Here is a 23,898-nt window from a genome sequence, read left to right on the forward strand (position 1 = left end):
TGCTCCGCGCGGCCGGAAAGCGCCCCTGAGTCCAGCCCCGCCCTCACTCCGCGGCCTCCGCCCCGGCGTCCAGCGCGTCCAGCGCGTCCAGCGCGTCCGCAAGGACCTCCGCCAGGTGCCGCCCGCGCACCCCGGCGAGCTGCTCCAGCTGGGTGCGGCACGAGAAGCCGTCCGCCAGGATCACCGTCCCCTCGGCCGCCGCCCGCACCGAGGGCAGCAGCCGTTCCTCCGCGCAGGCCCGGGAGACCTCGAAGTGGCCCTTCGCGAAGCCGAAGTCGCCCGCGAGGCCGCAGCAGCCACCGCTCAGTTCGCCGGTCAGGCCCGCGGCCCCGCGCAGGGCGCGGTCGGCGCCGTCGCCGAGGACCGCGTGCTGGTGACAGTGGGTCTGCCCGGCGACGGGCCGGCCGACGGCGGGCGGGGTCCAGTCGGGGGCGTGCCGCCGCAGCGTCTCGGCGAAGGTGAGGACCGCCGCCGAGAGCCGGGCGGCGCGCGGGTCGTCGGGCAGGAGCTCCGGGAGATCGGCGCGGAGGGCCGCCGCGCAGCTCGGCTCAAGGACGACGACTGGGGTGCCCCTGCGCAGCACCGGTTCCATCAGGTCCAGGGTGCGGCGCAGCACTTTGCGCGCCCGGTCGAGCTGGCCGGTCGAGACGTAGGTCAGGCCGCAGCAGACCCCGCCCCCGGCCGGCCGGGACGGCGGCGGCACCGCCCGGAGCCCGGCGGCCTCCAGCACCCGCACGGCCGCCTGCCCGACCGAGGGCGAGAGGTGCTCGGTGAAGGTGTCCGGCCACAGCACGACCGGGTCCCCGGTGCCGGGCCGCTCGCGCCGACGCCACCAGCGGCTGAAGGTCAGCGGCGCCAGCCGGGGGACGTCCCGCTCCGGCGCGATCCCGGCCAGCCGCTTGCCCATCCGCGCCGGCAGCCGCGCCGAGGCGAGCCGGTTGAGCAGCCGCGCCGCGTTGGCCCGGGCCGCCCAGCGCAGCCACACCGGCAGCCGGCCCATGCTGTAGTGGGCGGCCGGGCGGCGCCGACCCCGGTAGTGGTGGTGCAGGAACTCCGCCTTGTAGGTGGCCATGTCGACGCCGACCGGGCAGTCCGAGCGGCAGCCCTTGCAGGACAGGCACAGGTCCAGCGCGTCCCGGACCTCCGCGGAGCGCCAGCCGTCCGTGACCAGTTCGCCGGCGAGCATCTCGTGCAGCAGCCGGGCCCGGCCCCGGGTGGAGTGCGCCTCCTCGCCCGTCACACGGAACGAGGGGCACATCACGTCGGGTCCCGTCGCCGTGGTCGTACGGCACTTGGCGACGCCGACGCAGCGGCGGACCGCGGCCCGGAAGTCGCCGCCGTCGGCCGGGTAGCCGAAGGCGACGTCCACCGGACGCCGGGGCAGCACGGAGAAGCGCAGGCCGGAGTCGAGCGGGGCCGGGCGGACCAGCATCCCGGGGTTGAGCAGGCCGTCGGGGTCCCAGACGCCCTTGGCCCGCTCGAAGAGCCGTACCGTCTCCGCGCCGTACATCCGCGGCAGCAGTTCCGCACGCGCCTGGCCGTCGCCGTGCTCACCGGACAGCGAGCCGCCGTGGGCCACCACCAGGTCGGCGAGTTCGCCGGAGAAGCGCCGGAAGCGGGCCACGCCCGCCTCGGTGAGCAGGTCGAAGTCGACGCGGACGTGGATGCAGCCGTCGCCGAAGTGGCCGTACGGGGTGCCGCGCAGGCCGTGGGAGGACAGCAGGGCGCGGAAGTCCCGCAGATAGGCGCCCAGCCGGGCGGGCGGCACCGCGCAGTCCTCCCAGCCGGGCCAGGCCTCGGAACCGTCCGGCATCCGGGTCGCCGTGCCGCTCGCGTCCTCCCGGATGCGCCACAGGGCCCGCTGCGCCGCCGGGTCGGTGACCACGAGGGAGCCGACGACCTCGGCGGCGCGGACGACGGCCTCCGCACGCGCGCGCGCCTCGGCCGCCGTCTCGCCGCCGGTCTCCACGAACAGCCAGGCGTCCCCCCTGGGCAGCCCGGCCGGCTCGGGCACCAGGTCGGCCGCCATGCCCTCCACCGTCAGCGGGCCGTACGGGAGCAGCCCCGCCGCGGCCTCGGCGGCCGCGCTCTCGTCGGGGTACCCCAGCACCGCAAGCGCACGGGCGCGCGGTGCCTCCACGAGCCGTACGACCGCCTCCGTCAGGATGCCGAGGGTGCCCTCGGAGCCGCAGAAGGACCGGGCGACGTCGGCGCCCTTCTCGGGCAGCAGGGCGTCGAGCGCGTAACCGGAGATGCGGCGGGGCAGCTCGGGGAAACCGGTGCGCAGCCGGGCCAGCTCGCCCGTCACCAGCTCGCGCAGCCCCTGCGGCGCCCCGGCCCAGTCCCTGCCGAGCCGCAGCCGCTGCCCGCGCGCGGTGACGACGGACAGTTCGCGGACACTGTCCGCCGTGGTGCCCCAGGCGACGGAGTGGGAGCCGCACGCGTTGTTGCCGATCATCCCGCCGAGCGTGCACCGGCTGTGCGTGGAGGGGTCGGGCCCGAACCGCAGTCCGTGCGGGGCGGCGGCCTCCTGGAGGCGGTCCAGGACGAGCCCTGGCTGGACCACCGCCGTGCGGGTGCCCGGGTCCAGCTCCAGCAGCCCGTTCATGTGCCGGGTGAAGTCGAGCACCACGCCCGCGCCCGTGGCCTGCCCGGCGATCGAGGTGCCGCCGCCGCGTGCGACGACCGGCACCCCGCGCGCCCGGCACACCTCCAGCACGGCCGTCACGTCGGCGGCGTCCCGCGGGGCCACCACCCCCGCGGGCACCCGCCGGTAGTTGGACGCGTCCATCGTCACGAGCGCCCGGGACGTGACGTCGAAGCCGACCTCGCCCCGGACGGCCGCGCGCAGCTCCGCCGCAAGACCCGAGAGATCCGTCATGCGTCCAGAATGCATCCGCTCACGCACAGTCACCGAGGGTTTTCCACAGCCACACCAGTTTCGTCGTACGAGTCGTACGAGACCACAAGTCCATGAACCGGCGGACTCGTCTCATCGGACGGACACGGTTCCGTCCCGTTTCGCGTAGCCGATACCCTCCGAAGCGTGGCCGACATCCAGATCCCCGCTGACATCAAGCCCGCCGACGGACGCTTCGGCGCTGGCCCCTCCAAGGTGCGGACCGAGGCGCTGGACGCCCTCGCCGCCACTGGCACGTCCCTCCTGGGTACCTCCCACCGCCAGGCGCCCGTGAAGAACCTGGTCGGCAAGGTCCGCGAGGGCATCTCCGAGTTGTTCTCCCTCCCCGAGGGCTACGAGGTGATCCTCGGCAACGGCGGCTCCACCGCCTTCTGGGACATCGCCACCCACGGACTGATCGAGAACAAGTCCCAGCACCTCAGCTTCGGCGAGTTCTCCTCGAAGTTCGCCAAGGCCGCCAAGCTCGCCCCCTGGCTGGCCGAGCCCACCGTCGTCGCCGCCGACCCCGGCACCCACCCCGAGGCGCACGCCGAGGCGGGTGTCGACGTCTACGCGTTCACCCACAACGAGACCTCCACCGGCGTCGCCATGCCGATCAGGCGCGTGGCCGGCGCCGACGAGGGCGCGCTCGTCCTGGTGGACGCCACCTCCGGCGCGGGCGGCCTCCCGGTCGACGTCGCCGAGACGGACGTCTACTACTTCGCCCCGCAGAAGTCCTTCGCCTCCGACGGCGGCCTGTGGATCGGCGTCTTCTCCCCGGCCGCGATCGAGCGCGCCGAGCGCGTCCACGCCTCCGGCCGGCACGTCCCGGAGTTCTTCAGCCTGCCGACGGCGATCGACAACTCCCGCAAGAACCAGACGTACAACACCCCGGCCCTCGCCACCCTCTTCCTGCTGAACGAGCAGCTGGAGTGGCTCAACGGCCAGGGCGGCCTCGACTGGTCCACGGCCCGTACCAAGGACTCCTCGACCCGGCTGTACGGCTGGGCGGAGGAGTCGAAGTACGCCACTCCGTTCGTCACGGACCCGGCCAAGCGCTCGCAGGTCATCGGCACCATCGACTTCTCCGACGAGATCGACGCGGCCGCCGTCGCCAAGGTGCTGCGCGCCAACGGCATCGTGGACACCGAGCCCTACCGCAAGCTCGGCCGCAACCAGCTCCGCATCGCGATGTTCCCGGCGATCGACCCGGCGGACGTCGAGGCGCTGACGAAGTGCGTCGACTACGTGATCGAGAAGCTCTGACCCCTTCGGGTGGAGCGGCAGGGCGCCCGGCGGCTTTCACGCCGGGCGCCCTCTTCTCGGGCCGCCGTGCGGGCACCCGCTCTCACACCGCCGTGCGGGCCGGCCGGTTCACGTCGCCGTGCAGGTCAGCGCCGGCACCGCACCGCCGCCGGGCGCGCCGCCGAAGCCGAAACCGGTCGAACCCGCCACCGGCACACTGCCGTTGTGAGCGGCGTTCACAGCCGTGACCCCGGCCGCGCTCTGCGTGTACGTGGCGTTCCACATGGACGTGATCTGCTGTGAACCGCTCCACGTCCACGTCACCTTCCAGGACTTGAGGGCGGTGGTCCCGGTGTTCGTCACCGTCACCTGGGCGTTGAAGCCGCTCCCCCAGTCGCTGCTGACCGCGTAGGAGGCGCTGCACGCGGCCGAGGAACCGCCACCGCCACCACCGCCGCCCCCGCCACCACCGCCCCCGGTGCCCGGGAACAACGGCGCCTTGACGCTGGCCAGGTACCCGTCCTTCACCGTGTCCACCGTCGACCAGTCGTCCTTCAGGATGCCGCCCGTGTCACCGGAGTTGGGGTTCCACGACCAGAAGGTCCACTGGAAGGCGTCCGCGCCGTACGTCGAGGTCGGCCGCAGGTAGCTCACCAGCGCGGCCAGCCACTTCTGGTCCACGGCCGACTGCAGGGTGGTGCCGAACTCGCCCACCCACACCGGCGCGATGTTCTGCTTGAAGATGTAGCCCCAGTACTTGTCCCACACCCCGGGCATGTTGGCGGGGAAGGACGGGTCGCTGAACCAGCTCTGCTGGGCGACGCTGGTGGCGTAGTCGTGGGCGGAGTACACCACGCGGTTCGCCACGTCGAGACGGACCGGGTACTGCGCGACGCCCATCAGGTTGCCGCCCCACCAGCCGGAGACGCCGTTGTACGTCTGCACGCCCTCGACGAAGACCAGCAGGTCCGGGTTGACGGAGAGCACCGCGTCGCCGCCGCGCTCGGCCGCGAGCCGCCAGTCGGTGGCCTGGTCGCCGCAGCCCCAGCAGGCCGGGTCGTGCGGCTCGTTGTGCAGGTCGATGCCGATGACCGTGTCCTGGCCCTTGTAGCGGGCCGCCAGCGACTTGAGGTTGGCGATCCAGGTCGACTCGGGCACGGACGCGGTGTACCAGAGGGCCGACTGGCCACCGGAGTCGGGCCGGTGCCGGTCCAGGATGACCTTCAGGCCGTCCTGGCCGGCGTAGGACACGATCCGGTCCATGACCTGGAGCGAGGTCAGCCCCTGCAGATCGGCGTTCTTGCCGCCGGAGAAGTCGATGCTCTCGGGCATCGTGCCGGACTTGAGGACGTCGTCGCTGTAGGGCAGCCGGATGGTGTTGTAACCCAGCGACCTCATCTGGTCGATCATGCTCTTGTAGTCGCGCGACCAGAGGCCGTGCACCACGTGGTTGCCGGTCTCGAAGCCGAACCAGTTGATCCCCGCGATGCGCACCGGCTGCCCGGCCGCGTCCAGGATCTGCCGGCCGCTGGTGTGCCAGTAGCCGGCTCCGGGGGCGGCGGCCGCGTGCGCCTGGTGCGCGCCCGCCAGGGGCAGCAGGAGCGCGGCGGCGGCAGCGCACAGCGCTCTTCGCAAGCTGCGGAACATGTGCCTCGGTTCCTCTCGGGAGACGCGGCCCCGGAACGGATGGGAGCGCTCCCATGCACCGCGCGACATCAAGGAAACTGGGACGCCATGGCCACGTCAAGATGTCCGGCGGACCGGACTCCGGCGCCGGGGCGGTGTTCAGCCCCGCCGGCGCCGCAGCCGCAGCCCGAGGAGGACGACCGCGCCGACCGCCACGACGGCGGCCCCGACCTTGACGCTCCCGCCGCCCCCGGACCCGTCGGACGCCGAACCCCCGCTGCCGGAGGGCGACTTGGCGGAGTGGTCGCCGGGCGCGTCCTCGGCCTGCACCGAGCTGCCGGCGCCCTCGCTGCCGTACATCAGCTTGGTCCCGTCCGTGGAGTACGTCAGGGACTCGCCCTGCCCCTGCAGGGGGATGTCGAGCCGGCCCTCGCGCTTGATCCGCCCGCCGTTCCAGTCGTAGTAGATCCCGCCGAAGTACCCGCGCACCGCGAGCTGGCGGCCGTCCGGGGAGAAGGCGGCGTCGGTGGCCCACAGATCGACCGCGGCGACGGGCCGGAAGACGTTCGTCCCGGAGGTGGAGAGCGTCGCGGGACCCTCGAACAGATGCCCGCCGTCCTCCTTCTTGTCGATGATGTAGACGCGACCGCTCTTCGGGTGCACGAGCAGCGACTCGGCGTTGCGCGGCCCGTCGGAGTACTTCACCACGTACTGCCTGGCCGTGACCGTCTGGTCCTTGAGCACCTTCGGCTCGGGCAGCCGGTAGATCCACACGTACGGCCATCTGCCGTCGAAGTTGTCCCCGATGTCGCCGACGTAGATCTCGTTGTGCGGGCCGATGGAGATGGACTCCACGTCGCGCGGGGAGCCGATGCCGCGCAGGGTCACGGTCGCGACCGTGTTGCCGGTCCTGCTGTCCACGGCGTAGATGTACGGCCCGTCGTCGCTGTCGTTGTGCGTCCAGTAGATGCCGGGGTGCAGCCGGGAGGCGGCGAGTCCGCTGGACTCGGTGATCCTGGGGTCCTTGATGGTGAAACCCCGGTCACCGTCGGCGGCGGAGGCGGGCAGCGCACAGGCCCCCGCGAGCAGGGCCCCGGCGAGCAGGGCGAACGGTCGACGCATGCCCCAAGCCTGCCATTCGCCGCGGTGGCGCGTCGGACGTGTCGGGCCTCACATCCCACCGGTCGCGCTGATCGTCCATCATGAGCGGGTGCTCAGGTTCATGCCCGTCGGGGACTCCATGACGATCGGGAGCGCGGGCGAACACACCTGGCGTTACCGGCTGTGGCAGCACCTGCGCGATTCGTGCGGCGGCCCGTTCACCCTGGTGGGCCCGCGCGAGGAGCTGTACGACAAGACGGCCGAGGCGCCGGTGTCGTACGCGTACGCCGACCCGGAGTTCCCCCGGGCCCATCTGGCCGGCTGGGGCGAGGGCTGGCTGCACATGGCGCCGCTGATAGGCGGGGCGGTCCGTGAGCACCGGGCCGACGTGCTGCTGGTCTCGCTGGGCCTGATCGACCTCGGCTTCTACACCAACGCCGAGCAGACGGCACAGAACGTACGGGCGTTCGTCGCGGGCGCCCGCCAGGCCCGGCCGGGCATCCGCATGGTGCTGCTGCCGGTGATCCCGAACATCCGCGCCCAGGCCGACGACGCCTTCGCGGACCAGGTCGACCGGTTCAACGAACTGCTCGCCAAGACGGTGGCCGACCTCGACGAACCCCGCTCCCCGCTGCTGCTCGCCTCGCCGCCCGAGGAGTACGACGTTCACACCCACACCTACGACGGCACGCACCCCAACGCGAGCGGCGAGCACCGGATCGCGGAGGCCTTCGCCGGGGCGATGTGGGAGGCCTGGGGAATCGGACAGGCTTACGCGGCTGGAACGGATTGACCTGATTCCGTCGTTTCCCCGTCACCGTGCCTATCGTTGAACCGCGCGGCTGCACCCGTCCATGGAGCAGCCGGTTCAGGAGCGCCACGAGAACGGCTTCTGCCCGGACGTCGCCATGCTCAAGGAATCGGCGGAGCCGGACGCCGGCGGTCGCTGGCGCCACGAGGACGTCGAGTTCGTCGCCGAGGTCATCTCAAGGGGCACCGCCGCCAACGACTACGGCCCGAAGAGGACCGCGTACGCCGACGCCGAGGTTCCCGTGTACGTCATCGCCGATCCGTACCAGGGGCGTTGCCACGTCCACACCGATCCCAAGGAGGGCGACTACGCCCGCGTCACGCGGGTCGACTTCGGCACCGACGTCGACCTGACCGGCACGGTGGTCGACCTCGTCCTGAAGACGGACGCCTTCCCCCGCGGCTAGCCGCCCGAACCCCCCTTGCTTCGAGCGCACTCCAAGCCGTTGGCTAGGACACCATGAAGTACACGCAGCTAGGACGCACGGGACTCAAGGTCAGCCGACTCGTCCTCGGCACCATGAACTTCGGCCCGCAGACCGACGAGGCGGACAGCCACGCGATCATGGACGCGGCGCTGGACGCGGGCATCAACTTCTTCGACACGGCCAACGTCTACGGCTGGGGCGAGAACAAGGGCCGTACCGAGTCGATCATCGGCAGCTGGTTCGCCAAGGGCGGCGAGCGCCGGGACAAGGTCGTTCTCGCCACCAAGGTGTACGGCAACATGGGCGCCGACGGCGCCGCCTGGCCCAACCACGACAAGCTCTCCGCGGTCAACATCCGGCGCGCGGTGGACGCCAGCCTGAAGCGGCTGCGGACCGACTACATCGACCTCTACCAGTTCCACCACGTCGACCGGAGCACTCCCTTCGAGGAGATCTGGCAGGCCATCGACGTACTGGTCCAGCAAGGCAAGATCCTCTACGCCGGCTCCTCCAACTTCCCCGGCTACAAGATCGCCCAGGCCAACGAGATCGCCGCCCGGCGCGGCGGCACCATCGGGCTGGTCAGCGAGCAGTGCCTGTACAACCTCGCCGAACGCCGCGCCGAGATGGAGGTCATCCCGGCCGCGCAGGAGTACGGCCTCGGGGTCATCCCGTGGTCGCCGCTGCACGGCGGGCTGCTGGGCGGAGTGATCAAGAAGGAGGTGCAGGGCGGGCGCCGTGCCTCCGGGCGGGCCGCCGACACCCTCGCCGACCCCGCCGCCCGCGCGCAGATCCAGTCCTACGAGGACCTGCTCGACAAGCACGGCCTGGAGCCGGGCGAGGCCGCCCTGGCCTGGCTGCTGACCCGGCCCGGCGTCACCGGCCCGATCGTCGGACCGCGCACCGCCGAGCAGCTCGAGTCGGCGATCAGGGCCGTGGAGCTGGAGCTGGGCGAGGAGCTGCTGACCGGGCTCGACGAGATCTTCCCCGGCCCGGGACCGTCCCCGGAGGCCTTCGCCTGGTGAGCGGCGCCCGCCGCTGACCGCCGACGCGGCCGCGCCCGCGCCTCACCTGCCGAGCGCGGCCGCCAGGGCGACGACGGCGAACATCAGCACGAGCACAAAGGCCATGATCCGGTTACGGGTCTTCGGGTCCACGTATCGAGGTTAACCGGCCGCGCCGAGTGCCCAGCGGCCGACCGTCTCGTAACGGGGCTGCTCGCCGGGCACGCCGGACTTCGGCAGGTTGCTGCGGACGAGGGTCAGCTCGTCCACCGTCCAGGTACGGCTGCCGAAGTCGCCCAGCGCCGCCACGTACGGCCGGACGTCCACCGTCGAGCGGCTGCGGGCCACTGTCAGGTGCGCCTGGTAGCGGCGGTGCTCCCCCATCTCGATGCCGCTCCTGCGCGCCGCGGCCTCCGCCCGCCCGGCCAGCAGCCGCAGGGCCCGCAGATCGCCGTCCGCGCCCGTCCACAGCGCCTTCCCGCGCCCGAACTGGCCCCCGCCGCGCAGCGCCAGTGGAAAGGCCGGTGTACGGCCCGCCGCGCGCTCCAGGCGGTCCCGCAGCTCCGGTACCAGCTCCTCGTCGACCTCGCCGTAGAAGGCGAGCGTGAAGTGCCAGCCGGGCCGCCCGGTCCAGCGCAGTCCGTCGGCGCCGGGCAGCTCCCGCAGCGCGACCACCTCCCGGGCGAGCGCGCCCGCGACGTCGTCCGGGGGCAGCAGGGCGGCGAAGAGTCTCATGCCGCCAGTCTCCCGCGCACACCCCGGCGTGTCCGGATGACCGTGCGGATCGGCTTCCCCGGGCATCTGAACGGCTTCGCCTGTGACGTGGCGGCCCTGGCCGAGCGGTCAGTGAAGGACAGCAAGGGCCGCTGGCGCTACCAGGACGTCGAGTTCGTGGCCGAGATCATCTCCGCGGACACCGCGGCGAACGACTACGGCCGCAAGAAGCTCGCCTACGCACTCGCGGAGGTGCCCGTCTACGTCGTCGCCGACCCCTACCGAGGTGAGTGCCATGTCCTCACCCACCCCAGGGACGGCAAGTACGCCCTTCAGATGAAGGCCGACTTCGGGGAGGAGCCGGACCTCACGGGCACCCCCGTCGGTCTCGTCCTCAAGACCGACGAGTTTCCCCGCGACTGAGTCCCGCTCCTCCCGCGCGTCAGGCCGCCGGGGCCAGTTGCTCCCGGGGGACGAAGCGGACCTGGGGGTGGCCGCGGTGCCAGCCGACCGCCAGGCGCAGGCCGCCGATGCGGGCCAGGACCAGGCCGACCGTGGCCGCGGCCACGGCCGAGATCACACCGCCGAGGGCGAAACCGACCCGGGCGCCGTAGGTGTCCGTGATCCAGCCGACGACCGGCGCGCCCAGCGGCGTGCCGCCCATGAAGACCATCATGAACAGCGCCATCACCCGCCCGCGCATGGCAGGGTCGGTGGCCATCTGGACCGCGGTGTTCGCCGTGACGTTGACCGTCAGCCCGCAGACCCCGATCGGGACCATGAGCAGCGCGAACAGCCAGTAGGACGGGGCCAGCGCGGCCACCGTCTCCAGCGTGCCGAAGGCCAGCGCGGCGGCGATCAGCAGCCGTAGCCGGGCCGTGCCGCGGCGGGCGGCCAGCAGGGCGCCGACGAGGGAGCCGACGGCCATCAGGGTGTTGAAGAGGCTGTAGGCGCCGGCGCCGGCGTGGAAGACGTCGTCGGCGTAGGCCGAGAGCCACACCGGGAAGTTGAAGCCGAAGGTGCCGATGAAGCCGACGAGCACGATCGGCCAGATCAGCTCGGGGCGTCCGGCGACATAGCGCAGGCCCTCCCGGAGCTGGCCCTTGCCGCGCGGGGCGCGCTCGACGGCGTGCAGCTCGCGGGAGCGCATCAGCAGCAGGCCGGCGATGGGCGCCGCGAAGGACAGGCCGTTGGCGAGGAACGCCCAGCCGGTGCCCACGCCGGTGATCATGAGGCCGGCGACGGCGGGGCCGACCAGCCGGGCGGACTGGAAGTTCGCGGAGTTCAGGCTGACCGCGTTCTGGAGCTGGCCGGGGCCGACCATCTCGGAGACGAAGGACTGCCGGGCCGGGTTGTCGAGCACCGTGGCGAGTCCGACGGCGAAGGCGGCGAAGTACACGTGCCAGACCTGGACGTGACCGGTGAGGGTCAGGAAGGCGAGGGCGAGGCCGGTCATGGCCATGGCCGTCTGGGTGGCCAGGAGGGTGGGCCGCTTGGGCAGCCGGTCGACCAGGACGCCGCCGTACAGGCCGAACAGCAGCATCGGCAGGAACTGCAGGGCGGTGGTGATGCCGACGGCGGCGGAGGAACCGGTGAGGCTGAGCACCAGCCAGTCCTGGGCGATGCGCTGCATCCAGGTGCCGGTGTTGGAGACGACCTGGCCTGCGAAGAACAGGCGGTAGTTCCGGACCTTCAGTGAGCTGAACATCGAGGACTTACGGGCGGTGGGGGTAGTAGTGATCGGTGCGGGGGCGGAAGCTGCTCCGGATCCCGTACTCAAAAGGGTTCGCCTCCTCCTGGCGGGGGGTGAATGGCTTACAGGTGCGCGAGCTTCTCCAGCACCGGGGCGGCGGCGCGGAGCTTGGCCCACTCCTCCTCGTCGAGGGCGTCGACCAGGCCGGCCAGGAACGCGTTGCGCTTGCGGCGGCTCTCCTCGAGCATCGCCTCGGCCTGCTCGGTCCTGGTGACGGTCTTCTGGCGACGGTCCTCGGGGTGCGGTTCGAGCCGGACCAGCCCCTTGGCCTCCAGCAGCGCGACGATGCGGGTCATCGAAGGGGGCTGCACGTGCTCCTTGCGGGCGAGTTCGCCCGGGGTGGCGGTGCCGCAGCGGGAGAGGGTGCCCAGCACCGACATCTCGGTGGGGCTCAGCGACTCGTCGACGCGCTGGTGCTTGAGGCGACGGGACAGTCGCATCACGGCGGAGCGCAGGGAGTTCACGGCGGCGGCGTCGTCGCCGTGGGTGAGGTCGGGCATGGTCATTAGCGTAACTCATTACTCTCGCTAAGGACCACCGGGGAAGGGACAGGACGCCCGTGACGCCCGCCACTCGCCGCAATAACCACTCGTAAGAGTGAGTCGTTGCCGGATAGTGACGCATGGGATGGCCGAATGTGGCCACCCTCGTAGGCATGGGGACCACTGTGCTCAGCCTGCGGATAGACGGGGAGCTGCTCGAACGGCTCCGCCACCACGCGGCGAGAAGAGGAATGAGCGTGCAGGACTATGTGGTCCGCACGCTCATTCGGGACGACTTCGACGAGCGGTTCCAGGCCGCCGTCGAGGAGACGGAGAAGTTCTACGGCGTCACGTGACGCCCGCGCCTCAGGTGAGACCCAGGGCCGGCATCAGGTAGTAGAAGGCGAACACCGCGGCGACGGCGTACATCGCGACCGGGACCTCGCGGGACCGCCCGGCGGCCAGGCGCAGCACCACGAAGGTGATGAAGCCCATGCCGATGCCGTTCGTGATCGAGTAGGTGAACGGCATCATCATCATGGTCACGAAGGCCGGGATGGCGATGGTGTAGTCCGCCCAGTCGATCTCCTTGACGGAGTTCGAGAGGATCAGGAAGCCCACCGCGACCAGGGCCGGCGTGGCCGCCTGGGACGGGACCATGGTGGCGACCGGGGTGAGGAAGAGGGCCACCGCGAACAGGGCGCCCGTGACGACGTTCGCGAAACCGGTGCGCGCGCCCTCGCCGACGCCCGCCGTGGACTCCACGAACGCGGTGGTGGCCGAGGCGGAGCTGGCGCCGCCCGCCGCGACCGCGACGCCGTCGACGAAGAGGACCTTGTTGATGCCAGGCATGTAGCCCTGGGCGTCCGTCAGCTTGGCCTCGTCGCCGATGCCCATGATCGTGCCCATCGCGTCGAAGAAGCACGACAGCAGGACGGTGAAGACGAAGAGGATGCCGGTCAGCACGCCGACCTTGGAGAAGCCGCCGAAGAGGCTGAAGTGGCCGACCAGGCCGAAGTCGGGCGTGGCCACCGGGTTGCCGGGCCACTTCGGGACCGTCAGGCCCCAGGTGGAGACGTGGGCGACCGAGTTGATGATCAGCGCGAGGACGGTCATCCCGACGATGGAGATCAGGATCGCGCCCGGCACCTTGCGGACGATCAGCGCGAAGGTGAGCAGCGCGCCGAGGATGAAGATCAGCACCGGCCAGCCGTTGAGGTGACCGCCGACGCCGAGCTGCAGCGGGACGGTGGTCTGCGCGGCGTCCGGCATACGGGTGACGAAGCCGGAGTCGACCAGGCCGATCAGCATGATGAACAGGCCGATACCGATGGAGATCGCCTTGCGCAGGCCGAACGGTACGGCGTTCATCACGCGCTCGCGCAGTCCGGTGGCGACCAGCAGCATGACCACGAAGCCGGCCAGCACGACCATGCCCATGGCGTCCGGCCAGGACATCCGTGGGGCGAGCTGGAGCGCGACGACGGAGTTCACACCGAGACCGGCGGCGAGCGCGATCGGCACATTGCCGATGACGCCCATCAGCAGCGTGGTGAACGCGGCCGTCAGCGCGGTCGCCGTCACGAGCTGCCCGTTGTCCAGGTGATGCCCGTACATGTCCTTCGCGCTGCCCAGGATGATCGGGTTCAGCACGATGATGTACGCCATCGCGAAGAAGGTGGCGAAACCGCCCCGGATCTCGCGCCCGAGCGTGCTGCCGCGCTCGGAAATCTTGAAGTAGCGGTCGAGAGCGCCGTAGGCGGGCGTGCCGCCCGGCTGCTCGGGGGCGGGGACCTTGGCAGGAGCCGAGGTGGACATGAGGACCTCATCACCAGCAGGGTTCCCCCGAGCCCCGTTGGAGTTTCATACGAACAGAAGCGGCCAAAGACAAACGTTTTCAGTATGAACGTATGAGTGGCAAATCGCCATCTCCGCGCGTAGACCTGATCACCTCGTAAGCTGTGCGCATGACGAAGTGGACCCCCAAGCACGAGGCGCCGGAGCCCCTGGAGGGGCCCGTGGTCGCCACCATCACCGGCGGCACGATCGTGTGGTTCGTCCTCTTCCTGGTCCAGCTGCCCTTCTACGGCTGGTTCGACGACCACGGCCATCTGTGGTGGCTGTGGACCTGCCTGGCCGGCGGCGGTCTCGGCCTGATCGGCATCTGGTACGTCCGAAAGCGGGACGCGGCCATCAAGCGGGACGCGGCGCTGAAGGCGGCCACCTCGGGACGGTAGCGCCGGCCTCGGGGTTTCGGGGCCAGGCGGCCGGCGGGCGGCCGGGGAGAGTCTCCGACCAGCGCAGGACACCCCTCCTCCCCAGGTCGGATCCTGCCCGCACTCGGCAGGTGAAGCCGCAGATCCACACGTACCGTCGGATGCATGACGCACATCGACGCGGGCGCCGAACTCGACCCGGTGCATCCAATGGCTCTGCCAGGGGTCCGGTCGGCGGGCCTGTCCCGGGCCGAGGTCGCCGAGCGCGTCGCGCGGGGGCAGGTCAACGACGTCCCGGTACGCAGCAGCCGCTCGATCGGCGAGATCGTCCGCGCGAACGTCTTCACCCGGTTCAACGCGATCATCGGCGTGCTGTGGCTGGTCATGCTGTTCGTCGCGCCGATCCAGGACAGCCTCTTCGGCTTCGTGATCCTCGCCAACACCGGCATCGGGATCGTGCAGGAGTGGCGGGCCAAGCAGACCCTGGACTCACTGGCCGTGATCGGCGAGGCCCGGCCGACCGTGCGCCGCGACGGGGTCGCGGTCGAAGTGGCCACGCACGAGATCGTCCTCGACGACCTCGTGGAGACGGGCCCCGGCGACAAGATCGTCGTGGACGGGGTGTGCGCGGAGGCCGACGGTCTGGAGATCGACGAGTCGCTGCTCACCGGTGAGGCCGACCCCGTGGTCAAACGCCCCGGCGACCCGGTCATGTCGGGCAGCTTCGTGGTCGCCGGCGGCGGCGCGTTCCGGGCGACCAAGGTGGGCCGGGAGGCGTACGCCGCGCAGCTCGCCGACGAGGCATCCCGGTTCACGCTCGTCCACTCCGAGCTGCGGTCCGGCATCTCCACGATCCTGAAGTACGTGACCTGGATGATGGTCCCGGCCGCGATCGGCCTGGTCATCACCCAGCTCGTGGTGAAGAGCAACAACCTCAAGGACGCGGTGGCGCGCACGGTCGGCGGCATCGTCCCGATGGTCCCGGAGGGGCTGGTGCTGCTCACCTCCGTGGCCTTCGCCATCGGGGTGATACGGCTCGGGCGCAAGCAGTGCCTGGTGCAGGAGCTGCCCGCCATCGAGGGCCTGGCCCGGGTCGACACCGTCTGCCTGGACAAGACCGGCACGCTGACCGAGGGCGGCATGGACGTCACCGAGCTGCGGCCGCTGAACGGGGCCGACGAGCCGTACGTGCGCCGGGTGCTCGGCGCCCTCGGCGAGTCCGACCCGCACCCCAACGCCTCCCTCCAGGCGATCATCGACGCCTGTCCGGACAGCGAGGAGTGGCGCTGCGTCGAGTCGCTGCCCTTCTCCTCCGCCCGCAAGTACAGCGGCGCCGCCTTCAGCGAGGGCGACGGCGAGGCCAGCACGTGGCTGCTGGGCGCCCCCGACGTGCTGCTCCCACAGGACGACCCCGCCCTGTCCGAGACCGAGCGCCTGAACGCACAGGGACTGCGGGTCCTGCTGCTGGCCCGCGCCACCCGTGAACTGGACGACCCCGAGCCGGCCCGCGGCGCCCGCCCCACCGCCCTGGTCGTGCTGGAGCAGCGGCTGCGCCCCGACGCCGGCGACACCCTGCGCTACTTCGCCGACCAGGAGGTCCACGCGAAGGTGATCTCCGGTGACAACGCGGTGTCCGTCGGCGCGGTCGCGGCCAAACTGGGCCTGTCCGGTACGGCGGTGGACGCGCGCCGGCTGCCGGCCGACCGCGAGGACATGGCGAAGGCGCTGGACGAGGGGACCGTCTTCGGCCGGGTCACCCCGCAGCAGAAGCGGGAGATGGTCGGCGCGCTGCAGGCGGGCGGGCACACGGTCGCGATGACCGGGGACGGCGTGAACGACGTGCTGGCCCTGAAGGACGCCGACATCGGCGTCTCCATGGGCTCGGGCTCGGAGGCGACCCGGGCGGTGGCGCAGATCGTCCTGCTGGACAACAGCTTCGCCACGCTGCCGTCGGTGGTCGCCGAGGGCCGCCGGGTGATCGGCAACATCACGCGCGTGGCGACGCTCTTCTTGGTCAAGACGGTGTACTCGGTGCTGCTCGCGCTGCTGGTGGTGTGCTGGCGGGTGGAGTACCCGTTCCTGCCGCGTCACCTGACCCTGCTGTCCACCCTGACCATCGGCGTCCCGGCCTTCTTCCTGGCCCTGGCGCCCAACACGGAGCGGGCCCACCCGCACTTCGTGCGCAGGGTCATGCGGTACGCCGTGCCCGGCGGGGTGGTGGCGGGAGTGGCGACCTTCACGACGTACCTGCTGGCCCGGGACCACTACACCGGGCCGGACTCCCTGGAGGCGGAGACCAGCGCGGCCACCCTCACGCTGTTCCTGGTCTCCATGTGGGTCCTGGCGATCATCGCCCGCCCGTACACCTGGTGGCGGATCGCCCTGGTGGCCGCGATGGGTGCGGCCTTCCTGCTGGTCCTCGTCGTACCGGCGCTACAGGACTTCTTCGCCCTCAGACTGGTGGGCGTCGCCATGCCGTGGACGGCGGTGGCCGTCTCGGCGGTGGCGGCGGCCGCCCTGGAGTTCCTGTGGAGATGGGCCGGCCGCCGCTTCCCGGCGTGAGGCCTACTTCACGTCGACGTAGTCGCCGGTGGCGTTGACCGCCGGGGTGGTCGAGGTGCCCGCGAAGCTGAAGCGCCAGTAGCCGTCGTAGGAGGCCGTGGTGGTGGTCTTCAGGTTGCCCGCCGAGTCGGAGTAGACCGTCTTGACGGTCGTGTACGTGCTCGTGCCCGCCTTGCGGAACTGGAGCTTGACCGGCTGGCTGGTGTAGCCGTGGTACAGGTGGTCCTCCCAGTTGGCGCGGGAGAGCTTGCCCGTGACCGTGAGGGTCTTGCCCTTGTAGACCGGCTCCGGCGAGGCGTCGGCGGTGAGCTTGGAGTAGCGCTGGACCAGGGTGGCGCCGAGGCCGTCCTGGTCCTTGTAACCGACCTTGCTCATGTCCGGGTTGTTCGGGTCCTGGCCGTTGAAGGCGATGGCCTCGGCGGCCACCGTCCAGCTGCCGGCGTTCGCGTTCGTCAGGTCGCCGCCGGCCGGGCGGATGTCGATCGTGCCCGTGCAGGTGGCGGTGGTCGCCGAGGTGGCGGTGCAGGTCGCCGGGTTGTCGCCGTACAGCTCGGCGCTCGGGTCGTCGAACGAGCCGCGGTAGAGGAACGCGTCGGTGTAGAAGTCCTTCGCCGTGATGTCGACGCCGGCGCCGTGGGTCAGCGTGTAGGTGTACTTGGTGCTGACCTCGTTGGTCGTGCCGACCTTGATCGCCTTGGCGATCGTGACGCCGGAGAAGCTGGCGTCCAGGGTGTACGGCGTACCGCTCGACGTGGCCGCGTGCGCGGCCGGGACGACGAGGGCGGAGAGGGCCAGGGCGCCGGAGACGGCGGCCACGGTGGCACGTATGCGCATGTGCGGTTCCCTTGGAGGGAGAAGTGATCGTGGAGTCGGCTGACTCACGCGATCAGATCCTCGACACGGTGTGGCGGTTGTACGGCGTAAGCGCATTCCGGCCAGATTTTGGACCCCGATTGCCCGCCCGTTACCCAGGTGGGGCCAGGTCTTGGCACAAGTGGGAGGAAAGCTTCCGGCCCCGGGACAACGAGGTCCCGGGGCCGGTGCGGTGCGGTGCGGGTGCCGCTTACTTCACGTCGACGTAGTCACCCGTGGCGTTGACCGCCGGGGTGGTGGTGCCGCCCGCGTAGGCGAAGCGGTAGTAACCGTCGGCCGTGGCCTTGGTCGTGGTCTTCAGGCTGCCGGTGGAGTCGGTGGTGACGGTCTTAAGCGTGGTGTAGGTGCTGGAGCTCTTCTTGCGGTACTGCAGCTTCACCGACTGGCCGGTGTAGCCGTGGTACTTGTTGTCCTCCCAGTTGGCCCGGGTCAGCTTGCCGGTGACCGTGACGGTCGCGCCCTTCCGCACGGGCTCCGGCGAGGCGTTGACGGTCAGCTTGGAGTTGCGCTGGACCTTGGTGGTGCCCAGGCCCTCCGCCACCGAGGCGTCACCGGTGCTGTACTGGAGGGCCAGCGCACCGGCCTTCCAGGTGCCGGCGTCGACGTTGAGCAGGTCGCCCTCGGCCGGGTAGATGTCGACGAGGCCCTTGCAGTTCGCGGTCGTCGGCGAGGTGGCGGTGCAGGTGGACGGGTTCTCACCGGCCAGGAAGCCGCCCGTGGACGGCTTGTAGATGTACGGGCCGTTGTCGAAGTCGTCGCCGCCGACGACGTAGTTGTCCCCGTGGGTCATCGTGTAGGTGACCGTGGCGGTGACGTGGTTGGTCGTACCGACCTTGATCGCGGAGGCGATCTTGAGGTTCGAGAAGGTGACGCCCAGGTCCGCGGGCTCGTCGGCGGCCGCGCGGAAGCCGTTCTTGCCGGACGTGGCGTGCGAGTGGACCTTCGCGACCGCCGCCTTGTAGGACGGGGCCGAGTCGGCGGCCTGCGCGGCCGGCACGGCGAGGGCGGAGAGGGCCAGGGCGCCGGTCACGGCGGCCACGGTGGCACGTATGCGCATGCGTTCCCCTGTGTGGAGAGGGTGGGCACTCGCGTGCCCAAATGATCGTGGGAGTCAGTCGACTCGCTGATCAGACCCGCCACACAGGGAAACGGTTGTACGAAAGTTGAAGGTTTTGCGAGCGACCCGCGCACGCACCGGCGGGTGTCAGTCGAACCAGCGGTCCCGGGCCAGTTCCTCCGTCCTGGACGGGTCCTCCAGCAGTGCCGCCACCTCGAACCGGCGGGGCCACTGGCCGGCCGCCCAGGCGAGGCCCGCCGCCACGCCCTCCAGGGTGGCCGCGTGCAGGGTGCCGTCGTCGGTGAGGCGCCAGTCGATCTCCACGCCGTCCACGACCAGTTCATCGTGTTCCACATAGGTGCCCGGCACACGCGGCCCGAGCAGCATCCGTACCGCGTCCGGCACGCCGTGCTCGGCGCCCTCGGAGTCGACCGACCCGGTGACGGACTCGCTCAGCCGCCGCACCTGGAACAGTTCGGCCAGCTCGGCGGCGCGGGCCGGGCGGACCGGCAGCAGCGGGACGCCGGAGGTGAAGGGCAGCAGGTCCGGGGAGTCCACGACCACCGCGTCGGCCGCGTCCACCACCTCCACCCGGCCGTCCACGACCGCCCGCAGCTCGTCCGGCAGCGTCACCTGCTCCGGGTCCAGCTCGGCCAGCGCGCCGTACAGGCCGTGCAGCTGGGCCGGGCTCACCCGCCGCCCGGGGTCGGACAGGCGGTCCAGCAGTTCGGCCGCGCCGCCCGGCTCGTCCAGCAGGGCGGCGACCGAGGTCCGGACGCCCAGCGCGCGCAGCACCTGCTCGTCCTCGAAGCCGGTCGCGTCGGCCTCGTCGTACAGGCCGTGCAGGAGCGGATCGCCGCCGGCCGCGAGCAGGCCCGCCGGGCGGCGGCCGTCGAGCACCGGGTGCCCGCGCAGCCACCACGCGGTGTACGGCCGTACGACCTCGTGGGTGCCGTCGGGCAGCAGGACGCGCACCGGCTGGGTGAGGGCGTCGCGCAGCGGCGGCCGGGCGAGCAGCGCGAGCGCCTGCGGCCACTTGTCGTCGTCCACCAGGTCGAGGTCGCGTACGGCGACCAGCTCGGTGGCGACCGGCGGCACGGGCGTGTCCGGGAACCGGTCGAGGATGTCCTCGCACCACACGTCGACGGCGTCCAGCAGACCGGCGTCGTCCGGCTCGGCGAAGTCGCCTTCGCGGGGCTCCAGTTCGTCCGGGTCGAGGACCACGTCGGTGGCGCGGACGAGCGCGAAGTCCGCGAGGACCCCGCAGGCGGTGAGCGGCTGCTCGCCCCACTTCTCGGCCAGGTCGTGGTCCACCTCGGCGAGCTCGCCCGCGCGGATCACCCGGGCGAACGGGCTGCCGGGCAGGACCAGTTCGCCGGCCGGGGCGAGTTCGCCGTCCTCGTCGGGCAGGGCGAGCGCGCCCAGCCAGGGTTCGTCACCGGGCTCCAGGGCGGCGTCGCGGACGAGGGCGAGAACGGTGTCGGCCAGTTCCTCCGCGTCCGGCGCGTCCTCCTCCCACAGCGCCCCGCCCTCGTCGTCCAGCGAGGCCGCGACGGCGGCCCGCACCTGCGGGGTGGTCAGCACCGCGCGCGGGGTGGCGGGCAGCGCGCCCAGCTTCTCCAGCAGCGGGTGGACGGCGTCCTCGTGGGCGACCTTCAGCCCGAGCCGGCCGAGCACGTCCGCGTCCAGGGCGGCGTCGGAGCCGGGCAGCAGCACCTGCCGGGGGCCGATGGTGGTACGCCCGTCGACGAGCGGCACCGGCAGCCCCGAGAGCCGGTCGGGGTCGACCCCGGCGAGGCTGTCGTAGAGCCGCCACCACCAGCCGGGGTCCTTCTCCAGACCGGCGAGCCGGTCCACGGCGTCGGCGAGGGACAGCCGGGCGACCCCGAGGGTGCGCAGCTCCACCCGGCGCTCCAGCCCGGCGGGCAGCAGGGTGGGCAGCACCTCGGCGAGGACCCGCACGGTGTCCGCCCCCGCGCCCTCCACGATCTCGGCGTCCCTCGGCCGCAGCGCCTCGGGGAGGTCGTCGTCCTCCGTGCGGTCGGCGGCCGGCGGCAGGAAGGCGGTACGCGGCAGCCGCTCCAGGATCGCCTGGCGCAGCGCGCCGTCCAGCTCGCCCTTGCCCAGCGGCCCGGGCACCAGGTCGACGACGCCGTCGGTCACCGGGCGCCACTCGGCGAGCAGTTCGGCGTACGCGTCGGCCGCGCGCTGCACCAGGAAGTCGGTCAGCGGGCCGGGCGCCGCGTGCCGGCGGGTGGTGTCCAGCGGGAAGGACGCGATGAGCAGCGCCGGGACGCCGAGGGCCTCGTCGCTCGGCGTGGGGGCGTGCACGACGGCGGCGGTTCGCGGCCGGGCCGGACGGCCCTCGTCGTCCGCCGGTACGGCCCAGGTCAACGACCAGTGGGGGCGCAGGCGCTCCTCGACCGGCCGGCCGGCGAGCAGCTCGGCGGTGAGCGGGCCGTGCGAGGCGACGGTGCGCCAGCGGGTGACGCCGTCGCGCGAGTCCTCCACGACGGTGACGGCGTCCTCGGTACGGCGGCGCAGGGTGCGCGGGGACTCGCCGTCGACCTCCACGACGACCTCCTCGAGCCCGGGCAGGGCGAGAAGGAGGGCGTCGTCCACGGCGTCGAGGAGACGTTCGGCGAGGTCGGCGGCGGCCGCGTCGCGCAGCGGCAGGATGACGGCGGTGTCGTACGGGTCCGGCGCGGAGCCCTCGGCGGCGAACGGCAGCCGCAGCAGCGGCACGTGCCCGTCCCGGCGCCGGACCTCGTCCCCGAGCCCGGGGCTGTGCCGGGCGGTGTCGCCGGCCAGCTCCCGCGCCTCGGCCAGCGACCAGCGCACCCCGCCGTGCCGGCCGACGATCGCCGGCTCGTCGGTGACGGACAGCACGGCGGCGAAGCCCACGCCGAACCGGCCGACGGCGCCGTGGGTGTCGTCGGCCTCCCGCTTGGCGGAGGCCCGCAGGGTGGACAGCGACTCGACACCGGTCGCGTCCAGCGCGGCGCCGGTGTTCGCGGCGACCAGGACGCCGTCGCGGAGGGTGAGCCGCAGCCGCCCCGGCGCCTTCGCCCGGGCGGCGGCGTCGGCGGCGTTCTGGGCCAGCTCGACGACGAGCCGGTCCCGGTAGCCGCCGAGGACCAGGTCCTCCTCGGCGTTGGCGTCCTCGCGGAACCGGGCGGGGCTGGTGGCCCAGGCGTCGAGGACGCCGCGACGGAGACGGGCGGTGCCGAAGGGGTCGGCGCCCTCGGACGCCGGCCGCACGTACTTGCTCACGTTCACTCTCCTCGTCTGCGTGAGGACGAAGGTACAGCCCCGTGAGCGGGCGGCCGTCCGGCCCCGCGTCAGCGGTGGGAGGCGTAGGCGACGAAGGTCGCCCAGGTGGCGGGGGTGACGGTCAGGAGGGGGCCGTCGTCCTGCTTCGAGTCGCGTATGTGGATGGTGGAGGGCGTGGGAGCCACTTCGAGGCAGGAGTCGCCTTCACTGCTGCTGCTGTAGCTGCTCTTGAACCAGTCCAGGGCCACTTCGACGCAGGAGTCGCCTTCGGGACCGTCACTGTGGCTGCTCTTGAACCAGACCAACTCGCGGATCATGTCTCTCCCAGCAGTTGCTCGATGAAGGCCACCGACTCCCGTGGGGAGAGAGCCTGAGCCCGAATGGTGCTGTACCGCAGCTCAAGGATGCGGAGCTGTTTCGGGTCGGAGATCGGGCGGCCGTTGTATGCCCCGTCGGAGCGTCCCAGTGCCGTACCGTCTCCGAACTTCAGCACCTCGATCTTGCCACTCAGTCCTGGGTGAGCCCCAGAGTCGGTCGGCATCACCTGCAGCGTGGCATTGCGGAGCTGAGCGACACCCAGCAGATGTTCGAGCTGCTGACGCCACACCATTGTGCCCCCCACCTTCCGGCGCAGCGTCATCTCCTCCAGTACGAAGCTGAGCGCTGGAGCCGGGGAGCGCTCGAAGATCGCTTTACGCGCCATGCGGGCCGCTACCAGGTTCTCCAACTCGTCCTCCGTGTAAGCGGACTGGGACACCTCGAACAGCGCCCGCGCATGCTCCGGTGTCTGCAGCAAGCCGTGGATGCTCAGTCCGACGTACACCCCGTACTCGACGGCCTTGGCCTCCATGTCAGCCAAGTCCCGCACCCGCTTCGGATACCGGACCTTCGCCACGTCCTCCTTCATCGCGGCCAGCAGCCCGCCCGCGCTCAGTACCTCGTCCGCCTTGTCCAGGAACTCCGGGCGCGGGATCCGCTTGCCGCTCTCCACCTTGTAGACCATGTCCTCGCCGTAGCCCACGACCCTGCCGAACTCGGCCGCGCGCATGCCCACCGCCTCGCGGCGCAGCCTGAGCTGGCGTCCGACGGTGGTGATGACGGCGACTCCCCAGTCGTCGTCCGGGTCGACCTCCCAGCCCGGCTCCTCTTCCTCCGCCACGCCGCGCCCCCTTCCCGCCCGCACCGTCCCGACAGACCGGACACCCTCGGACAAGCCCCGGACAGTGACTCTACGTACCGACACGATCACTGTTCACGGTAAGCACGCGCCGACACCCTGAGTGACGTGAATCAGCAAATCTCCACCCGTGTCCCGAACTTCAGCGTGCGGCTCTCCCCGACACCGCGCGGCGCCCGTCTCGCCCGGCTGCTGTCCAGCGAACAACTCAGTTCCTGGGGGGTGCCGTTGGACCCGGCGGCGCTGATCGTGGCCGAGCTGGCGGCGAACGCGGCCACGCACGGGCGGGTGGCGGGCCGGGACTTCCGGCTCACGCTCTACGTCGTCGCGGACGTCCTGCGGATCGAGGTGACCGACACCCGCGGCGACCGGCTCCCCCGCGTCGGCGACGCGGACCCGGACGGCGACTCGGGGCGCGGTTTACTGCTGGTCGACGCGCTGGCCGACCGCTGGGGCGTCATGCCGGGCCTGCCGCCCCGCAAGACGGTGTGGGCGGAGATCGCGCTGCCACCGCGACCCGGGATCCCGTGTGGCGGTCCGGGCGGCGCTCTTTCCCAAAGGACCACCGAGGAGAAAGAACCCCGCCAAACCCCACCCCTCCCGCCCGCGACGGCACACGCTCACTCTCCAGGGTGAACATCGCGAACACGGCTGGCGTGGCGCCCGGTTGATCGCTCT

21 protein-coding genes are annotated in these 23,898 nt (G+C 71.7%); 9 read left to right on the top strand and 12 right to left on the bottom strand.

What is annotated here, in order from left to right; genetic code table 11:
- Window positions 1–43 precede the first annotated feature (43 nt).
- Entirely contained in the window at window positions 44–2,881 is a 2,838-nt protein-coding gene (locus ACFQ9Z_RS28800) for an FAD-binding and (Fe-S)-binding domain-containing protein (RefSeq protein ID WP_383025104.1), read from the bottom strand.
- 165 nt (window positions 2,882–3,046) lie between these two features.
- Between ACFQ9Z_RS28800 and serC the strand changes: the two genes are divergently transcribed.
- Window positions 3,047–4,165: a phosphoserine transaminase gene (gene serC, locus ACFQ9Z_RS28805; RefSeq protein ID WP_383025107.1), complete on the top strand. Its 1,119-nt coding sequence runs from the start codon at window positions 3,047–3,049 to the stop codon at window positions 4,163–4,165.
- Window positions 4,166–4,273: 108 nt separating this feature from the next.
- Here serC and ACFQ9Z_RS28810 read toward each other — a convergent pair whose 3' ends face one another.
- Both ACFQ9Z_RS28810 and ACFQ9Z_RS28815 read right to left on the bottom strand, forming a co-directional pair.
- Window positions 4,274–5,791 carry a cellulase family glycosylhydrolase gene (locus ACFQ9Z_RS28810; RefSeq protein ID WP_383025110.1) on the bottom strand — a complete coding sequence of 506 codons (1,518 nt, stop codon included), beginning with the start codon at window positions 5,789–5,791 and terminating at the stop codon, window positions 4,274–4,276.
- Between the two features lie 138 nt (window positions 5,792–5,929).
- Entirely contained in the window at window positions 5,930–6,892 is a 963-nt protein-coding gene (locus ACFQ9Z_RS28815) for a WD40 repeat domain-containing protein (protein WP_383025113.1), read from the bottom strand.
- A gap of 88 nt (window positions 6,893–6,980) precedes the next feature.
- Here ACFQ9Z_RS28815 and ACFQ9Z_RS28820 point away from each other — a divergent pair, with 88 nt between their 5' ends.
- The 3 genes from ACFQ9Z_RS28820 to ACFQ9Z_RS28830 all read left to right on the top strand — a co-directional run bounded on the left by ACFQ9Z_RS28820 (window position 6,981) and on the right by ACFQ9Z_RS28830 (window position 9,134).
- Window positions 6,981–7,664, top strand: coding sequence for a GDSL-type esterase/lipase family protein (locus tag ACFQ9Z_RS28820; RefSeq protein WP_383025116.1), 684 nt, complete (start codon window positions 6,981–6,983; stop codon window positions 7,662–7,664).
- A 61-nt stretch (window positions 7,665–7,725) separates the two neighbouring features.
- Window positions 7,726–8,088 (top strand): Uma2 family endonuclease, encoded by a 363-nt coding sequence (locus ACFQ9Z_RS28825; RefSeq protein ID WP_383025120.1) that lies wholly within the window; start codon window positions 7,726–7,728, stop codon window positions 8,086–8,088.
- 53 nt (window positions 8,089–8,141) lie between these two features.
- On the top strand, window positions 8,142–9,134 hold the full coding sequence (locus ACFQ9Z_RS28830) for an aldo/keto reductase (protein WP_383025125.1): 993 nt from the start codon (window positions 8,142–8,144) through the stop codon (window positions 9,132–9,134).
- 141 nt (window positions 9,135–9,275) lie between these two features.
- Here the strand turns inward: ACFQ9Z_RS28830 and thpR are convergent, their stop codons facing one another.
- Window positions 9,276–9,848 (bottom strand): RNA 2',3'-cyclic phosphodiesterase, encoded by a 573-nt coding sequence (gene thpR, locus ACFQ9Z_RS28835; RefSeq protein WP_383025128.1) that lies wholly within the window; start codon window positions 9,846–9,848, stop codon window positions 9,276–9,278.
- A 36-nt stretch (window positions 9,849–9,884) separates the two neighbouring features.
- On the opposite strand from thpR, the gene ACFQ9Z_RS28840 reads away from it, so the two are divergent.
- The gene (locus ACFQ9Z_RS28840) at window positions 9,885–10,250 is read left to right on the top strand and encodes a Uma2 family endonuclease (RefSeq protein ID WP_383025132.1); all 366 of its coding nucleotides are present in this window, start codon (window positions 9,885–9,887) and stop codon (window positions 10,248–10,250) included.
- Between the two features lie 19 nt (window positions 10,251–10,269).
- Here the strand turns inward: ACFQ9Z_RS28840 and ACFQ9Z_RS28845 are convergent, their stop codons facing one another.
- Window positions 10,270–11,607 (bottom strand): MFS transporter, encoded by a 1,338-nt coding sequence (locus tag ACFQ9Z_RS28845; RefSeq protein ID WP_383025135.1) that lies wholly within the window; start codon window positions 11,605–11,607, stop codon window positions 10,270–10,272.
- Between the two features lie 35 nt (window positions 11,608–11,642).
- Window positions 11,643–12,080, bottom strand: a complete 438-nt coding sequence (locus tag ACFQ9Z_RS28850; RefSeq protein ID WP_383025140.1) for a MarR family winged helix-turn-helix transcriptional regulator — start codon at window positions 12,078–12,080, stop codon at window positions 11,643–11,645.
- A gap of 155 nt (window positions 12,081–12,235) precedes the next feature.
- Here ACFQ9Z_RS28850 and ACFQ9Z_RS28855 point away from each other — a divergent pair, with 155 nt between their 5' ends.
- Window positions 12,236–12,418 (top strand): ribbon-helix-helix protein, CopG family, encoded by a 183-nt coding sequence (locus ACFQ9Z_RS28855; protein WP_097257380.1) that lies wholly within the window; start codon window positions 12,236–12,238, stop codon window positions 12,416–12,418.
- A 10-nt stretch (window positions 12,419–12,428) separates the two neighbouring features.
- Here ACFQ9Z_RS28855 and ACFQ9Z_RS28860 read toward each other — a convergent pair whose 3' ends face one another.
- Window positions 12,429–13,880, bottom strand: a complete 1,452-nt coding sequence (locus tag ACFQ9Z_RS28860) for an NCS2 family permease (RefSeq protein WP_383025145.1) — start codon at window positions 13,878–13,880, stop codon at window positions 12,429–12,431.
- A gap of 149 nt (window positions 13,881–14,029) precedes the next feature.
- Here ACFQ9Z_RS28860 and ACFQ9Z_RS28865 point away from each other — a divergent pair, with 149 nt between their 5' ends.
- Both ACFQ9Z_RS28865 and ACFQ9Z_RS28870 read left to right on the top strand, forming a co-directional pair.
- Window positions 14,030–14,299 (top strand): DUF2530 domain-containing protein, encoded by a 270-nt coding sequence (locus ACFQ9Z_RS28865; RefSeq protein ID WP_383025148.1) that lies wholly within the window; start codon window positions 14,030–14,032, stop codon window positions 14,297–14,299.
- A 144-nt stretch (window positions 14,300–14,443) separates the two neighbouring features.
- Window positions 14,444–16,840 (top strand): HAD-IC family P-type ATPase, encoded by a 2,397-nt coding sequence (locus ACFQ9Z_RS28870; RefSeq protein ID WP_383025151.1) that lies wholly within the window; start codon window positions 14,444–14,446, stop codon window positions 16,838–16,840.
- 3 nt (window positions 16,841–16,843) lie between these two features.
- Here ACFQ9Z_RS28870 and ACFQ9Z_RS28875 read toward each other — a convergent pair whose 3' ends face one another.
- The 5 genes from ACFQ9Z_RS28875 to ACFQ9Z_RS28895 all read right to left on the bottom strand — a co-directional run bounded on the left by ACFQ9Z_RS28875 (window position 16,844) and on the right by ACFQ9Z_RS28895 (window position 23,202).
- Complete coding sequence (locus ACFQ9Z_RS28875; RefSeq protein ID WP_383025154.1) at window positions 16,844–17,674, bottom strand: hypothetical protein; 831 nt, start codon at window positions 17,672–17,674, stop codon at window positions 16,844–16,846.
- Window positions 17,675–17,903: 229 nt separating this feature from the next.
- Complete coding sequence (locus ACFQ9Z_RS28880; protein ID WP_383025157.1) at window positions 17,904–18,770, bottom strand: hypothetical protein; 867 nt, start codon at window positions 18,768–18,770, stop codon at window positions 17,904–17,906.
- A 147-nt stretch (window positions 18,771–18,917) separates the two neighbouring features.
- Window positions 18,918–22,043: a sacsin N-terminal ATP-binding-like domain-containing protein gene (locus ACFQ9Z_RS28885; RefSeq protein ID WP_383025160.1), complete on the bottom strand. Its 3,126-nt coding sequence runs from the start codon at window positions 22,041–22,043 to the stop codon at window positions 18,918–18,920.
- Between the two features lie 68 nt (window positions 22,044–22,111).
- The gene (locus ACFQ9Z_RS28890) at window positions 22,112–22,360 is read right to left on the bottom strand and encodes a DUF397 domain-containing protein (RefSeq protein WP_383025163.1); all 249 of its coding nucleotides are present in this window, start codon (window positions 22,358–22,360) and stop codon (window positions 22,112–22,114) included.
- Window positions 22,357–23,202, bottom strand: coding sequence for a helix-turn-helix domain-containing protein (locus ACFQ9Z_RS28895; protein ID WP_383025166.1), 846 nt, complete (start codon window positions 23,200–23,202; stop codon window positions 22,357–22,359). Before ACFQ9Z_RS28895 ends, ACFQ9Z_RS28890 begins: the two co-directional genes overlap by 4 nt.
- A gap of 126 nt (window positions 23,203–23,328) precedes the next feature.
- Here ACFQ9Z_RS28895 and ACFQ9Z_RS28900 point away from each other — a divergent pair, with 126 nt between their 5' ends.
- Window positions 23,329–23,856, top strand: coding sequence for an ATP-binding protein (locus ACFQ9Z_RS28900; protein ID WP_383025170.1), 528 nt, complete (start codon window positions 23,329–23,331; stop codon window positions 23,854–23,856).
- The last annotated feature ends 42 nt before the right edge of the window (window positions 23,857–23,898 follow it).

The sequence above is a fragment of the Streptomyces sp. NPDC056580 genome, assembly GCF_042793175.1.
Lineage (GTDB): Bacteria > Actinomycetota > Actinomycetes > Streptomycetales > Streptomycetaceae > Streptomyces.